The organism is Peribacillus sp. Aquil_B1 (genome assembly GCF_022603275.1).
Taxonomy (GTDB): Bacteria; Bacillota; Bacilli; order Bacillales; family DSM-1321; genus Peribacillus.
Genome location: NZ_JAKXEE010000004.1, coordinates 86,230 through 101,116, shown reverse-complemented (window position 1 = coordinate 101,116; position 14,887 = coordinate 86,230). Strand labels below are relative to the sequence as shown.

Below are 14,887 nucleotides of genomic sequence, written 5' to 3'. Positions count from 1 at the left end.
CCATTCCTCCTTATTGAACAGACACTCCCTTCACTGGAAAGAGAGTGTCTCTTTTTACTTCTTATAATGATCTTTCAAAACTTTCATCCAATCTTCTTCAAATTCAGTCGATACACCCCAGCCATCGACAATACCAGATAGATTTGCCATGTTCACCGCTTCTTTTGACGCTTGGATTTGCTTTTGTGAAATAAGTGAAGCCTCCAAGTCATAGGTTTGCGGCGTTTCTTCGCCCGCTAATTTTTTAGCCAGAATCCTCATATTCACTGCACCGATCAACTTGGGATCGACTGCTGCCGTGTAGGACCATGAGCTATCAGCCGATTGAATTTCCTGGAGATCTGCATTCGAAACATCTATTCCATATATCTTAACTTCATCTCGGCCCGCCTCTTTAATCGCCCGGGCTGCACCGATAGCAAAGGCATCCCATGTTGCGAAAATGGCATCCAATTTACCTTTAGGGTATTTATTCAGCATGGCTGCTACAGCATTTTGTGTCTGAACCGAAGTATCAGCAGAGGCCACTCCGAATCTTTCAACTTCTTTAATCCCAGGATTTTCTTTTAATTTTTCCTGATAGACTGCATTTCTTCGTACCATTGGAGGAAATCCATCCACCCAAAGATAGGCAATTGACGCTTCACCTTTCTGTTCTTTTATCAGTTTATCAAAAGCCAGAGTTGCCAACGCTTCATCATCTTGTGAAGTTAATGTCACGCCTTCTATTTTAGATAGATCGCTTATTGAATCGAATGTAACAACACTTTTTCCTGCATCAACCAACTTTTGAACGTCATTCACAGTTGCGGCATCATCACCATGTGAAATGATATAGCCGTCATAATCTTCCTCCAAAGCCTGCGCTATCGCATCATGGAATTTAGCCGTATCACCATTGGCTGTGTACGTATCCACTTGAAACCCCAGTGCTTCTCCTTCTTCCTTCGCCCCCGCCAGGTATTGGGCCGTATGATCATCACCGCCAATTTTACGAATCACTTTGATTCTGGCTCCATCTCCATCAGCAAATCTTTCCGGAACATTTTCAAATGATACTTTTTCTTCTTTCTTCGACTCTGTGGAACTCTGACCTGTAGAGCAACCCGTTAAAAGCAAAGCCGAAGCGATGGTTGAAATGAATATCCCTTTAATAGACCTTTTCATTTTGTTTCCCTCCATTATTACTTATTAGTCTTATCAGTTAAGTTGGTGTAAATCCCAAAATAAAAACCTCTCTAATATAGAGAGGTTTAATCGGCTGTTTTGCAGACTTGTCCCTCTCTTATCTGTCAAAACATTTCTGTTTTGCAGGATTTAGCACCAATTCCTAATGGAACGGTTGCTGGGCATCTTAGGGCCAGTCCCTCCGCCACTCTTGATAAGAGATATATGTGTTACGTTTTCGTAATTATCACTTTATAGGGATATAGTCGTAAAGTCAATAGATTTTTGAATATTTGAAATGTTCCCCGTTATTTTTTATTTTCTTTGTAGCTGGGCTAGACGCTTTTTCTCAATCTTTTCAAGCCGCTCCAACTGCCTTAATTTCACTTCGAACAAGGTGATAGGGTCACGGTAAACTTCCGGATTTTCTTTCATATGCTCCAATGCAGCCTGGTAGTCTTTAATTTCAGTCTGCGTTTGCTCTATCGTTTTTTGAAGTAAGGCAAATGAACCGCGATAGAAAAGGGAGATGTCACGATCCAATGATTTTTCAAACAATCCAAATTGGGTAAGGAAACGTTCCGTGATCATTTCCGCAACATCCAGGTAATCTTCACTTTCCAGGTATTTCTTATAACGATTGTACATATTGGCTTTATTTTGCGGTATCGCCCCAAATAGCTTCCCTGCTCCTTTAAGCAGCAATTGTGATGGAGTCCTGCGCAAAAGGATATTGACGTTTTCGATGCGGATACTGCTTGTCATCCGGTCGGCATCACGGCGCCAGTCATCCAATACCCTGAAGTCACCTGCCAGTGTAATCCGTTCTTCTTTGTATAATTCATTGAATCCGGCACTCATTTCATCCATGAACTGCTGGCTTTGTGAGAACTCCATTTGGGAACTGGCAATCCAGTCTTGAAGAGAACGGTAATATTGAGGCATGATTTTGTCAGAAATGAAGTTCTGAATCCGCTCATTCATTTCCTGGTTTAACTGTACATGGACCTGACTGAAATCACTGCTTTCCGTTAACGATTTAGAGCAATCCCTCAGTAATTCAGGAATTTTTGAATAAAGCTGATTTTTCACTTCGTCCTTAAGCGAACGATACGACCTTATGATATTTTCACTTTTTTCTTTTTCCAAATCAGCCAGTTGATTGACCGCTCCATTCAGCTTGACTTCCATCTGTTCATTCCAAGAGATGGAATGCTCGCATTTCCGCTCATTGGCTGCCCGTTTTTCTAATAGATAAGATAAAGTTTTACGAATGAATGCCAGGATTTTTTCAGATCTTCTTTCCTTCCAATTATCATCTTGATAATTCGATTGAAGGAAGGCTGAAAGGTCCTTCAATTGCTGTCGGCTGTCATAATGTTTAGAGAAAGCGAATACTTTCGCATTCGGGAAATATGCATTCACTTTATCCCATGTTTCGTCTTCCATCCGGACTGCGACCTGATCACTGTATATCGTATCCATTTTATTTAATAAGAAATGAATCGGCAGTTTCGGAGCCATCATTTGAATTTCCAATAACAGATCCCGTTCGCTGCCGGTGAAAGGCGCCCTGGCGTCAAGAACGAACATCAAACCATCACTGCCATGTAAATAGCCCTGGAAATCGGATTCCACGCTTTGTTCCCCATTGAACCCCGGAGTATCCAATAAGCGCAGATGATTATTTCTTAGGTAGTCACTGATTATGGTCACATCGACAATAGTCCCGCGCTGGCGGCGTGTTTCATCCAAATCAGTTAGCTCCATGACAACCTTGCTATCTGTATCGGTAATTTCAAGGATTTCCAGATCATCTCCATCTTTAACACTGACTAGTGACGAATGATCTTCAGCGGCAATGCTCTCGCCAACGATTGACTGAATAAAGGATGTCTTTCCATTTCCTGTACTTCCTGCAAGAAGAAGATTGAAATTCCGGGTATCCTTAAGCCCGTCTACCATCCATTTAAGCTTATTGCCAACCTTTAAATCATTATCTTCAGCCCACTGGATAATGGAATTGAACAGTTTCTCTCCCGCTTCCAGTCCGCCACCCAATTTAGGTGATTTCGAAAGCAGGCTCTCTGCATCCTGAATGACCAAGGCATTGATTGTATCCGGGAAGATTTCATTCCAGGACAACGCGGATGCCGCTGCAAACAGCGAGAGCTCCCCGTCTGCGATTTTGAGCCAGTTTTCCAGCAACCTTGGCACGACAGGACTTAAATCTTTGATTAGGTGCGTTCCTTCTAAAAGACCTGCATATGCATCCCTGTAATAGACGGAAAGCTCATCCCATACATCCGCATGGTTCAACTCGATGGTATCTATCAAGTTATTAATCACTCTCAGCCATTCAAAATAAGAATCCGTATATTTATAGTTTTTCCACAGGGCAACCGTCACCTTTTCGAAACGTTCCTGGTCAAGGTTGTATAGCGAACCAAGGACGGTTGAAAAATAATCCGGATCCATCGATTGGGCAACACCTTGCTGGATATACGTTTTCAGCACATCGAACCAGCCCATTGATTCTGTACGGATACTTTCATTCGCCGCTAATACAACCGCACTGTTCCAATCCTTTTGCTCTTCAAAAAAGGCGCGTGCAATTTCCGTGACATTCGGGTAGTCCGGTTGGAACTCGACTGCTTCTTTCACGACATTGGAAGCCAGGTCATTTCTCGATTCCACTATGTACAGGGAAAACAGTTGCAAGAGAACCTCTGTTTTCAAGACCGCTTCATCCGTATCGACGGATTTATAGATATCCTCTGCGGTTGAATACATTTCCAGTTCAAAATAAGCATCAGCGATGTTTTTCTTCGCCCATGAACCAAGTTCCCCTTCTATGTTTTCCCATTTAAAAATGGCTGCCTCATAGTCATGATGCTGAAAATATACTTCTCCTTGAGCAAATCGAATTGCGGTTAAATCCGCTCTTTCCTTTTTTTGTTCCACGAGAAACATTTCACCCAAAGCTTGAATGGGGTGCTTCCTTGTATCCTCAATCATCGTTTCATAATATTTTTTTCCGATCAGACGTTCGTCCATCTTTATTCCCCCGATATATTTCATATTTTCAATTAAAGGATAATCACTGATTCTATAAGCCTTCTAGTAGACCTAACATTCAATCTATAGGTTCCTTTAGTTAAAAAATCATTTACAAAACCTTAAAATGTTATTTTAGCAAAACAATATGGTAACAACATGTCACCACTCTTACAATTTTAAAACAGAAACAATTGGAACTGTAATGTTTTTAATAAACCGATACAAAGATGTCATTTCCATATTCGAGAAAATATGTTTTTTCTAGAGGTGAGCGCACCATTCATTATCCCTCTAAATTACCAGAAGCCCACCCCTTCAACTTACCTATAAACGGTAAAAAGCAAAATCACCCTGCCTCATCCATATAAAAAAGCAGTACCCTCATTCATAAAAGGTAACTGCTCACTGATAAGCTCCGAACAGTACTTGTCCTTTGACAAATTAGGATTATACCCCTGTACGCTTACGTTGGTTATTCGGCTTTTTGGTCAACTGGCTTTTAAGCTGTTTCGTTTTCTTCACAACGCCTGTTTCCAGTTTATCTTTACTTGATCCCGCTTGCTTTTGAGCCAGTTTTTGTTTGACTGCATCCGCCAGGCTTAATTTTTTATTTTCAGACATACTGTTGTCTCCTTTAGTGTTCTGCCTTCTATTATAATATAGTTGCGATTAGAAAGATAATAGGGAGTAATAGCCCATTCTTCTTTAAAAAATCCTCTGGATAAAGGAAATTTCGCCAACGAGGGACTAATTTCCTGCTCCTTTTAAAGGATTAATGATAAATTATGTTGACTTCATAATCAGAATTTGCTAAATTGTCTTTATATTATAAAATCTATGAAGAGAAAGAGTAAGATGAGAACCCTGTTCCACAGAGAGTCGACATGTGGTGGAAGTCGATGTCCAAGGCCTATCCGAAAATCATCTCTGAGATGCAAAGCTGAAAATGCAGTAGGCTTTGACGGGTTTCCGCCGTTACAATGGATCACGTATGAATTCGTACGTTGACTGAGTGCCGCAGCTTCTTTGTAGTGCGGAATATGGGTGGTATCGCGAGCACAAACTCGTCCCTGATTTTCAGGGGCGAGTTTTTTATTTGCACAAAACACTTTCATTAGCCTTTTTCAGGCCAGTCGGCGAGAGTTATCATTTTAAAAAAAGGAGAAATCACCATGAAAAAAACAGACACATTATTTATCGGCCTTATGCTTTTCTCAATGTTCTTCGGAGCGGGAAATCTTATATTCCCTCCATTTTTAGGAGCATCCTCAGGAACTTCTTTCTGGCCGGCCATTGCCGGTTTTGTCGCCACCGGAGTCGGCCTGCCAGTTTTGGTGCTTATTGCAGTCTCACTTGTTAAAGGCGGGGCACAAACCATCGGTGCCCGTGTACATCCACTATTCAGCACGTTGTTCATGGTTGCCATCTATTTAAGCATCGGGCCGTTTCTGGCCATTCCTCGGAATGCGAATGTTGCCTATGAAATGGGCTTCAAGCCGTATCTTGGCGATTCAATGAATCAATCACTATTTCTATTCTTGTTCACAACCGTATTTTTCATCATCGTTTATGCCATTTCGTTGAATCCGGAAAAAATGGAAACCTTCATGGGACGCTGGATTACACCCGTTCTTCTCTTGTCGATGGTCATTCTCTGTGTCGTTGGGTTCGTAAAGCTTGATGCTCCTTTCCAAGCTCCAACCGAAGCATATGCTGCAGGAGCATTTTCAAAAGGGTTCATTGAAGGCTACAACACGATGGATGCTCTAGCTTCTCTGGCTTTTGGGATCGTCATCCTTACTTCAATCCAGCAAAGGGGGATTTCCGAACGAAAGCAATTGACGAGATATACAGTAAAAGCGGGTCTCATCGCTGGTGTTTTGCTTTCTTTAGTTTATATCTCCTTAGGAGTAATCGGGGCACGCATGGCAGCCGATGGTTCATTCGAAAACGGAACGGATATCCTCACTGTCGCATCGACCCTTTTACTTGGAACTGGCGGAAAGGTCCTTCTTGGCATCATTTTCACTTTAGCCTGCTTCACCACCGTCGTCGGATTGACGACTGCTTGCGGACAGTATTTCTCAAAACTTTTCCCGAAGCTAAACTATAAAACCGTCATTCTGATCGTAACAATCGTCGGTTTCATCCTTTCAAATATGGGTCTGAATCAAATTCTGAAAGTATCGGTACCATTCCTTGTAATGGCTTATCCGTTAACGATCGTCTTGATTATCCTGACATTCTTCAGCCGTCATTTCAAAAACCCGAAGAAGGTTTATCGCAGTGCAATGACTTTCACAGGAGTTTTCGCCTTGATGGACGGACTGAATGCTTTCGGCTTACAATTAGGACCCGTGCAAACCTTGAGTGATATCCTTCCCCTTTCCGCCTATGGCATGGAGTGGATCATCCCTGCTCTCGTCGGTACAGCCCTTGGCGTTCTGCTCAGTCAAATCGGACAAACAGCTCCAGCTGAGGAGTTGGAAATCGAGACACTATAATAATGAAGTAAGCAGGTGATTTTACAGATCATCTGCTTATTTTGTGCACGCCTGCATTGCTTTATTTTAGAAATCAGCATCCACTTTTTGTTATGATGGGGTCAAAGGAGATGATAAGTAATATGTCTAAGCAAACCCGTATTGGTAAAACAGATCTGTATGTAAATCCGATTGGACTTGGCACGAATGCAATTGGAGGACATAACCTCTTCCCTAATCTAAGCGAGGATACAGGAAGGGATGTTTTGCGAACGGCATTGGAAGAGGGAATCAACTTTTGGGATACAGCATACATTTACGGTCCTGAGCGTTCAGAAGAACTTATCGGTGAAATCCTTAAAGAGAGCCGCAGACGCGATGACATAGTCCTTGCCACTAAAGGGGCACATAAATTTGTCGATGGCAGCATCGTCTTTGATAACTCTCCGGCTTTTCTGAAAAATGCCGTGGACTCAAGTCTAAAAAGGCTCCAAACGGACTACATCGACTTATTTTATATCCATTTCCCCGATGGCGATACCCCTAAAGATGAAGCAGTAGGTGCCTTAAAGGAATTGAAGGATGCTGGCAAAATCAAGTCAATCGGCGTCTCGAACTTTTCGTACGAACAATTGAAGGAAGCGAATAAAGACGGCTATGTCGATGTCCTGCAATCCGAGTACAATCTATTCAAACGGGAGGCAGAACAAGACCTGCTGCCATATACAGCCGAAAATGATATTTCCTTCATTCCTTATTTCCCCCTTGCTTCCGGTCTGCTCGGCGGCAAGTATAATCAGGAATCAACATTCGAGGACGGCCGGGCAAAAAGTCCGCTTTTCCAAGGACAAGCCTTTGTAAGCAACCTGCAAAAAGTGGAAGAAGTGCGGGCGATTGCCAACAGGAAGCATACCGAAGTCGCCGATGTCGTACTAGCTTGGTATTTAACTCGGCACTCGATCGATGTACTGATTCCCGGAGCGAAAAAGCCAGAACAGGTCACACGCAACTTACAAGCATTGGATGTCGATCTAACCATGGATGAAATCGCCGAAATCAGTGCCATTTTCGCTTAATTAGAGATGTGAAAAGGCTGTTCAGATTTTGCTGAACGGCCTTTTTATCCTGCTCTGTGGCTCATCCTTGTACAAAAATTGATTGCTAGGCTCTCTATATTGCTTAGGTACTTCCACTTTGTTATATTTAGTGAATATTCCATAAATTAAGGAAGAGGCAGTCTGATGAAAAAATCTATTGTTATTTTATTTCTTATCTTGGCAAATTTGTTCTGGGCCGGTAATTACATATTCGGAAAGTACGTTGTGACCGAGCTTTCCCCGATCCAGCTAACATTCATGCGATGGCTAATTGCCATTTTCTTATTGTTTCCTTTAGCCCAATGGATTGAAAGGCCAGACTGGAAGAGTGTATGGAAAGCCTGGAAATTACTATTAGTCTTGGGTGTGCTCGGAATCATCAGTTATAACTTTTTCCTTTATTGGGCTTTGACCTATACAACTTCCATGAATGCCGCTCTTGTCAATTCCATGAACCCTGCCTTAATTGTCCTTTTTTCCGCTTTGCTGTTAAAGGAGAAAATTTCATTCCTTCATGCACTCGGACTTATCATATCTTTATTCGGCGTTTTATTAGTCTTGACAAAAGGACACCTTCTAGATATTTTCCAGCTCACTTACAATAAAGGCGACCTATTGATGATCCTGGCGATTCTCGTTTGGACCTTCTATTCAATAACCGGTAAAAAACTGAAAAGCATTCCAATCATCTCTGCTACTGCCGTTTCTGTATTTCTCGGATTGATTCTCGTCGCTCCATTTGCCATTGGCTCGGGAATGAACCTTGATTTAAGCAGTAAAGCCATCACGGGTCTCTTATATATAGGAATCTTCCCGTCTGTCGGCTCATTTATTTTCTGGAATATCTCCCTTCGCCATATTAATGCCGGCCAGGCTGGAATTTACCTGAATCTGATTGCTGTATTTACCGCCATCCTTAGCCTAGTTTTAGGTCATGCGATTACGATCATCCAAATCATCGGTGGCATCCTTGTCTTTATTGGCGTCTACCTGACAAGCAAAAAGAAAAAGGCATATCCGGCAGCTGTCACGAAGAACATGTAAAGAACATCCAGTAATTCTCACCAACGAACGCTTTCTGTCTTTTCCCCTTGTCTATGCACCATGATTTACGTTATTCTTTAAAGAAGAAAATCTGAATGTAAAGGTGTGCTTTAGTTGAGGATCAATAAATATATCAGTGAATCGGGAATTACCTCGCGACGAGGCGCAGACAAATGGATAGCCGAGGGCCGTGTGACGATTAATGGCACTGTAGCTGAGCTCGGCAGCCAAGCTGAACCCGGCGATGATGTCCGTGTAGACGGCAAGCCGATAAAAGTCGAACAGCAAAATGTCTATATTGCATTGAATAAACCGATAGGGATTACAAGTACGACCGAAAAACACATTAAAGGGAATATCGTTGATTTTGTAAATCATCCGCTTCGCATTTTTCATATCGGACGGCTGGACAAAGACTCAAGCGGTCTGATCCTTCTTACAAATGACGGAGACATCGTAAATGAAATCCTTCGGGCAGAAAACAAGCATGAAAAAGAATACATCGTAACCGTGGATAAGCCAATTACCGCGTCCTTCATACAAGATATGTCCTCCGGAGTGGAGATTTTGGATACGAAAACACTTCCTTGCAAGGTTGAGCAGTTGACCAAATATACATTTAACATCACTTTGATGCAAGGACTGAACAGACAAATCCGCCGGATGTGCTCCGCACTGGGGTATGAAGTCCGTGATTTACATCGAATCCGGATCATGAACATCCATCTGGACGGACTGGCGAACGGACAATGGCGCGACCTGACCGAGGATGAATTGACAGAACTATTTAATGAATTGGATTACACCCCAAGGCAAAGATGATAATGAAGATGCCCCCAGAGTTCCGGGGGCATCGTTTTTTTAATCAGAAGAATCTTCAGCAAGTGTAGTTTGCAACGATTACTCGTGAGTTTTGCGGATTTACTCGTAAGTTTGGCGATTTTACTTGTGAGTTTCACGCTTTTACTCGTGAATTCTACTTTACTCGTGAGTTTTGGGAATTTACTCGTGAGTTTTGCACTTTTACTCGTGAATTCTGCGGTTTTACTCGTGAATTTTGCTGTTTTACTCGTGAATTTTGCACTTTTACTCGTGAGTTTGCACTTTTACTCGTGAGTTTTGCGGATTTACTCGTTTTTTTGTTCTTACCCTAACTGGCGTCTAAATGCTTTACTGGCGAAGAAGTAAGCGATGACCATTATGCCGACGCACCAGGCAAGCGCGATCCAAATATCGTTGCCAACAGACCCTTCATACAAGAGGGCACGAATCGCATTCACGATTGAAGTCACGGGCTGGTTCTCAGCGAACGCACGAACAATTTTAGGCATCGTTTCGGTGGGGACAAAGGCCGAACTGATAAACGGCAGGAAAATCAGCGGATATGAATAGGCTGTAGCACCTTCCATAGACCCCGCTGTCAATCCGGGTATGACAGCAAGCCATGTCAGCGCTAGCGTAAACAGCCCGAGTATCCCAGCTACCGCGAGCCAATCCAGGATATCAGCGTTGGAACGGAAGCCCATTAAGAGCGCGACCAGGATTACCACCACGACAGTAAGCGCATTGGAAACAAGCGAGGTCAACACGTGAGCCCACAATACGGACGAGCGCTTGATGGGCATGGTAATGAAACGCGCCATCAGACCGCTCTTGACATCGGTAAACAGCCGCACGGAAGTGTAAGCGACCCCGGATGCGATAGCCATCAGTAAAATTCCTGGCAATAAATAATTGACGTAATTGTCCGTGCCTGTTTCAATGGCGCCGCCAAATACGTAGACAAACAGCAGCAGCATCATAATCGGCGTAATCGCCACCGTGATAATTGTATCCGGGCTGCGCATGATGTTGCTCATTAAACGTCCTAGTAATACCCATGTTTTGCTTTTCATTTACATCTTCTCCTTTTTGCCAATGATCGCGAGGAAAATTTCCTCCAATGTCGGCTGCTTCTCGATGTACTCCACTTTCGCTGGCGGGAACATCTCCTTGAGTTCGGTAAGGGTCCCGGTCGAGATGATTTTTCCGCCATGCAGGATGGCGATACGGTCCGCCAGTTGTTCGGCTTCCTCCAGGTACTGGGTCGTCAGCAAGATTGTCGTGCCGCCATCGGCAAGCTCCTTGACGGTATCCCAGACTTCAATCCGCGCTTCGGGGTCAAGCCCTGTCGTCGGTTCGTCGAGAAAAATGACTGCTGGCGTCCCGATAAGGCTCATGGCGATGTCAAGACGGCGCTTCATCCCGCCGGAATATTTATCCGCCCGGCGGTTGGCCGCATCAGTAAGGCTGAATCTCGCAAGCAGATTGTCGGCGACTTGAGCAGGATTGGAAACTCCCCTCAACTTGGCGATCATCATCAGGTTTTCCCGCCCGGTGAGCATACCGTCTAAAGCTGCAAACTGCCCTGTCAGGCTGATGCTCTGGCGAACATGATCCGGTTGACGCTGGACGTCAAAGCCACAAATGCCTACTTCGCCGCCATCGGCCTTCATCAGCGTCGAGAGGATATTGACCATCGTCGTCTTGCCCGCTCCATTTGAGCCCAGCAGTGCGAAAATTTCGCCACGCCGTACCTCAAAATCCACCCCCTTTAAAACTTCATTGTCTTTAAAGGATTTTTTTAACCCTTTTACAGAAATCGCTGCAATGCTCATACTTTTTTCCTCCTTATCCTATTCTCTTCTATTTAGTCTGACTGATAATCTGTATTACTTACTACCGAGTTAAAAATATAACTGAATAGCGAAGGTGGCAATTCACATTTGTAACCAGCTATTCAGTCGGAATTATCTATCGAATTTATTTTTTCCCAATCGCTTCATGATACTTTCATTCAAATCTTCACGATACTTGGCGAAATAGGTTCTAGCATTTGCCACTAGTTCGTCGGCAAAGGATGCCACATCGTCCCCAGTGATTTCCAGCACTTGTCTGCCTTCCGCCGCACCGGCTTCGAACAAATCGATTAATTCATACTGCATGTGCAGCATATCCATCCCGTTGCCCGCTGAGAAATTCCACATGTAGCTTTGAATTTTCTTAAATACAAACTGATAGTCCTCTGGCAGGGCTTCAACTCGTGCCATCATCATTTTATACTCTTTTTTATCACCAATCATTTTTTTGAACATTTCCAACATGTTAATTTTCCTCCTTATTGATAAAGCTGAACAAGACACTCCCAAAATATCGTACGGAATATCTTATGAAGCTAGATTGACTTTAAGACGTTGATTTTCGATGATACAAAATCCCATTTTTTCCAAAAAATTTCAAGTTCCTGGCGGCCAGCCTCATTCAGTGAGTAAAACTTACGGGGCGGCCCCATATCTGACGGTTTCTTCTCTATGTTCACCAGTTTTTTCTTTTCTAATCGCACGAGTATGGTGTAGACCGTCCCTTCCACGACTTCAGTAAACCCAAGGTCGTTCAGGCGGCGGGTAATCTCGTAGCCATAGGTTTCATTGCGGCTGATGATTTCCAACACGCAGCCTTCCAGCGAACCTTTCAGCATTTCAGTTAAATTTTCCAAGTTCAGAGCCTCCTCTATTTTGTGACTTATATTATAACGTGTTCCGAGAGGAATTTTTATACTGAATAGCTTTTGGAAATGTAATCACACTATTCAGTATTACTTATTACAACTAAACTGTAACACTGAGTAGAGGAGGTGTCAACTTTTTTTCTTAAAAATATTTTTGCAACTTCACTACTCGGTGATATTGGTATCTTGTGTTACTTACTACAAGGTATGCTGTAACACGCAGTAGGGTGACTGTCAAATTGATTTTTTTAAAAAATCAGCTCTCTCCATTGGATACATCCGATGTAAATTATCCTGTTTACTCGTGAGTTTCATGCTTTTACTCGTGAGTTTCATGCTTTTACTCGTGAGTTTTCCACTTTTACTCGTGAATTCCTCTTTTTCACGAGTAAGGGCGAAAAAATAAAAAGCAACCTGCATTAGGCTGCTCGTTATCGGCTCTAAATTATACCCACCATAAATCAGTTGGGCTTTCGTTGATGAGTACAGTTTTCAGATTGGTTACAGCCCGTTGAAACCCTTCTTCAACTGACATCAGCGGATCTTCGTGTTCGATGCTGACGACGTAATCGTAACCATATGTGCGAAGGGCGCTCATGATGTCGGACCATTCTTGCAGGCTGTGGCCGCATCCTACAGAGCGAAAGTTCCAGGCACGGCTCTGGATATTTCCATATGGCTGCATGTCGGTTAATCCATACATATTGATGTTATCCTGATCCAAGTATGTGTCTTTTGCATGGAAGTGGTAGATTGCTCCCGCTTTCCCGAGGATTTTGATGGCCCCGACTGGTTCGATGCCCTGCCACCAAAGATGGCTTGGATCAAGGTTGGCGCCTATTGCATCAGATGTAGCTTCCCGAAGTTTTAACAAGGTGTAGGGTGTGTGCACAAGAAAGCCCCCATGCAGTTCAAGGCCGATTTTTATATTGTGTTCATCGGCGATGGCGGCCGTCTTTTTCCAATAGGGGATCAATTTTTCTTCCCATTGCCATTTGAGCACATCTGTATACTCATTCGGCCATGGGGCGACGGGCCAGTTTGGATATTTAGCTCCTTCGTGATCACCTGCTGTACCGGAAAAGGTATTGACGACCGGGACGTTCAGTAAGGAAGCAAGCTTGATTGTTTTAATCAGTGTTTCATCACTTTCTTTAGCGAATGCTTCATCTGGAGAGATTGGATTGCCGTGGCAGCTGAATGCACTGATCGTTAACCCTCTTGCTTGAACGGCTTCGAGGTATTTTTGGCGCTTTTCTTCACTTTCCAGCAGTTCATCGAGTGGACAATGGATATTCCCTGGATACCCGCCTGTACCGATTTCAACTGTTTTTAATCCGGAATCCGCGACATAATCAAGCATATCCTCGAATGATTTTTGAGCAAATAGCACTGTAAAGATCCCTAATTTCACATGCCCCACCTCACCTTTTCATTAATTTATACTCATGACCTTCCCACTTGCCGAGCTTTGATAAATGGCTTCGATTATTTTTGATACTTTCATGGCTTCCGATGGTTTTACCAATGGTTCTGCCAACCCCAGGCAGCTATTGATAAAGTTCTCTGCCTGTTGCAGGTCTGGTGTATCCTCCCCTGGCATCCATACTGCTTCACTATTTAAAAGCATGCCGTGCTTAGCCTGATTCAAGACTAAAGGGAACACATCAAGTCCGCCCTGCGTTCCGGATAAACTCAAAACAGTTGCTTCTTCACGGATATTCGCTGCCCATGATGTTTCGAATAATAGAGATGCTCCGTTGGCAAATTTGATATATGCCGTGGCATGGTCATCCACTTCAAATACCGAGGCATCGAAATTCCCCCATAAATTGACCTGATCGACACCCTTACTGACATAATTATATGTCGAACCTACGATTTCAATCGGTTCTGGGTCATCCATCAGCCATAATGCCAAATCAAGCAGATGGCAGCCGTAATCGATCACGCTTCCCCCGCCTTGCAATTCCTTGCTTGTAAAAACTCCCCAGCCAGGAACTTTGCGTCGTCTGATTGCCTGTACACGCGCTACATACGGTTCACCGATTTCACCAGCCTGAATCATTTTCTTTGCAGCCTGGGCCTCTTTCATGAAGCGGTAATGATAAGCAGTTGATAACACTTTACCCGATATGTTTGCAGCCTCGGTTATTGCTAAACATTCCTCAGTTGTAATGGCCATCGGCTTTTCGCATAACACATGAACACCCGCTTGCAGAGCAGCAATGGAAATCTCCGCATGGAACTTGTTTGGCGTTGCAATCGTAACAGCATCCACTTCAGCAAACATTTCTTCATAATTGGTGAAAACCTTTTCGATATGAAATTCACGCGCCACTTCTCGCGCCTTCATTTCATCTATATCCTGAATGGCGTATAAAACCACTTTATCTTGAAATTTTTGAAAAGCTGGGATATGCCTTTTTTGGGCAATTCCGCCAGCACCGATAATACCCATTTTTAATTTGTACATGATGACTTTTAAC

At 43.4% G+C, this 14,887-nt stretch carries 14 protein-coding genes, 1 riboswitch and 1 other annotated feature; of the genes, 5 read left to right on the top strand and 9 right to left on the bottom strand.

Going from position 1 to position 14,887, the window contains the following annotated elements:
• Nucleotides 1-54: 54 nt before the first annotated feature.
• The 3 genes from MPH60_RS21800 to MPH60_RS21790 all read right to left on the bottom strand — a co-directional run bounded on the left by MPH60_RS21800 (nucleotide 55) and on the right by MPH60_RS21790 (nucleotide 4,848).
• Nucleotides 55-1,167 (bottom strand): sugar ABC transporter substrate-binding protein, encoded by a 1,113-nt coding sequence (locus tag MPH60_RS21800; RefSeq protein WP_241590077.1) that lies wholly within the window; start codon nucleotides 1,165-1,167, stop codon nucleotides 55-57.
• A gap of 115 nt (nucleotides 1,168-1,282) precedes the next feature.
• A riboswitch (SAM riboswitch) is annotated at nucleotides 1,283-1,388 on the bottom strand.
• Between the two features lie 94 nt (nucleotides 1,389-1,482).
• Nucleotides 1,483-4,224 (bottom strand): GTPase domain-containing protein, encoded by a 2,742-nt coding sequence (locus MPH60_RS21795; protein ID WP_241590078.1) that lies wholly within the window; start codon nucleotides 4,222-4,224, stop codon nucleotides 1,483-1,485.
• Nucleotides 4,225-4,674: 450 nt separating this feature from the next.
• A complete protein-coding gene (locus MPH60_RS21790; RefSeq protein ID WP_164468807.1) occupies nucleotides 4,675-4,848 on the bottom strand; it encodes a hypothetical protein in 174 nt (57 codons plus the stop codon).
• A 207-nt stretch (nucleotides 4,849-5,055) separates the two neighbouring features.
• Nucleotides 5,056-5,302, top strand: a binding site (T-box leader).
• 97 nt (nucleotides 5,303-5,399) lie between these two features.
• Here MPH60_RS21790 and brnQ point away from each other — a divergent pair.
• The 5 genes from brnQ (at nucleotide 5,400) to MPH60_RS21765 (ending at nucleotide 9,967) form a co-directional block, all read left to right on the top strand.
• Entirely contained in the window at nucleotides 5,400-6,731 is a 1,332-nt protein-coding gene (brnQ, locus tag MPH60_RS21785; RefSeq protein WP_241590079.1) for a branched-chain amino acid transport system II carrier protein, read from the top strand.
• Nucleotides 6,732-6,853: 122 nt separating this feature from the next.
• Entirely contained in the window at nucleotides 6,854-7,786 is a 933-nt protein-coding gene (locus MPH60_RS21780; protein WP_241590080.1) for an aldo/keto reductase, read from the top strand.
• A gap of 165 nt (nucleotides 7,787-7,951) precedes the next feature.
• Entirely contained in the window at nucleotides 7,952-8,851 is a 900-nt protein-coding gene (locus MPH60_RS21775) for a DMT family transporter (protein WP_241590081.1), read from the top strand.
• A 114-nt stretch (nucleotides 8,852-8,965) separates the two neighbouring features.
• Entirely contained in the window at nucleotides 8,966-9,673 is a 708-nt protein-coding gene (gene rluF, locus MPH60_RS21770) for a 23S rRNA pseudouridine(2604) synthase RluF (protein WP_241590082.1), read from the top strand.
• Between the two features lie 69 nt (nucleotides 9,674-9,742).
• Nucleotides 9,743-9,967 carry a hypothetical protein gene (locus MPH60_RS21765; RefSeq protein WP_241590083.1) on the top strand — a complete coding sequence of 75 codons (225 nt, stop codon included), beginning with the start codon at nucleotides 9,743-9,745 and terminating at the stop codon, nucleotides 9,965-9,967.
• 29 nt (nucleotides 9,968-9,996) lie between these two features.
• Here MPH60_RS21765 and MPH60_RS21760 read toward each other — a convergent pair whose 3' ends face one another.
• From MPH60_RS21760 to MPH60_RS21735, 6 genes are all read right to left on the bottom strand, one after another.
• A complete protein-coding gene (locus MPH60_RS21760) occupies nucleotides 9,997-10,746 on the bottom strand; it encodes an ABC transporter permease (protein WP_241590084.1) in 750 nt (249 codons plus the stop codon).
• A complete protein-coding gene (locus tag MPH60_RS21755) occupies nucleotides 10,747-11,508 on the bottom strand; it encodes an ABC transporter ATP-binding protein (RefSeq protein ID WP_241590085.1) in 762 nt (253 codons plus the stop codon).
• A gap of 132 nt (nucleotides 11,509-11,640) precedes the next feature.
• A complete protein-coding gene (locus MPH60_RS21750) occupies nucleotides 11,641-11,994 on the bottom strand; it encodes a DUF1048 domain-containing protein (RefSeq protein ID WP_241590086.1) in 354 nt (117 codons plus the stop codon).
• Nucleotides 11,995-12,065: 71 nt separating this feature from the next.
• On the bottom strand, nucleotides 12,066-12,386 hold the full coding sequence (locus MPH60_RS21745) for a PadR family transcriptional regulator (protein WP_241590087.1): 321 nt from the start codon (nucleotides 12,384-12,386) through the stop codon (nucleotides 12,066-12,068).
• Nucleotides 12,387-12,843: 457 nt separating this feature from the next.
• Nucleotides 12,844-13,812, bottom strand: coding sequence for a sugar phosphate isomerase/epimerase family protein (locus MPH60_RS21740; RefSeq protein ID WP_241590088.1), 969 nt, complete (start codon nucleotides 13,810-13,812; stop codon nucleotides 12,844-12,846).
• Between the two features lie 21 nt (nucleotides 13,813-13,833).
• Nucleotides 13,834-14,874 (bottom strand): Gfo/Idh/MocA family protein, encoded by a 1,041-nt coding sequence (locus MPH60_RS21735; RefSeq protein ID WP_034305944.1) that lies wholly within the window; start codon nucleotides 14,872-14,874, stop codon nucleotides 13,834-13,836.
• Nucleotides 14,875-14,887: the final 13 nt, after the last annotated feature.

Coding starts and splice junctions, on each gene's coding strand:
- MPH60_RS21795 (WP_241590078.1), bottom strand. CDS start 4,224: ATGGACGAACGTCTGATCGGAAAAAAATATTATGAAACGATGATTGAG.
- MPH60_RS21780 (WP_241590080.1), top strand. CDS start 6,854: ATGTCTAAGCAAACCCGTATTGGTAAAACAGATCTGTATGTAAATCCG.
- MPH60_RS21760 (WP_241590084.1), bottom strand. CDS start 10,746: ATGAAAAGCAAAACATGGGTATTACTAGGACGTTTAATGAGCAACATC.
- MPH60_RS21800 (WP_241590077.1), bottom strand. CDS start 1,167: ATGAAAAGGTCTATTAAAGGGATATTCATTTCAACCATCGCTTCGGCT.
- MPH60_RS21735 (WP_034305944.1), bottom strand. CDS start 14,874: ATGTACAAATTAAAAATGGGTATTATCGGTGCTGGCGGAATTGCCCAA.
- MPH60_RS21755 (WP_241590085.1), bottom strand. CDS start 11,508: ATGAGCATTGCAGCGATTTCTGTAAAAGGGTTAAAAAAATCCTTTAAA.
- MPH60_RS21750 (WP_241590086.1), bottom strand. CDS start 11,994: ATGTTGGAAATGTTCAAAAAAATGATTGGTGATAAAAAAGAGTATAAA.
- MPH60_RS21790 (WP_164468807.1), bottom strand. CDS start 4,848: ATGTCTGAAAATAAAAAATTAAGCCTGGCGGATGCAGTCAAACAAAAA.
- MPH60_RS21775 (WP_241590081.1), top strand. CDS start 7,952: ATGAAAAAATCTATTGTTATTTTATTTCTTATCTTGGCAAATTTGTTC.
- brnQ (WP_241590079.1), top strand. CDS start 5,400: ATGAAAAAAACAGACACATTATTTATCGGCCTTATGCTTTTCTCAATG.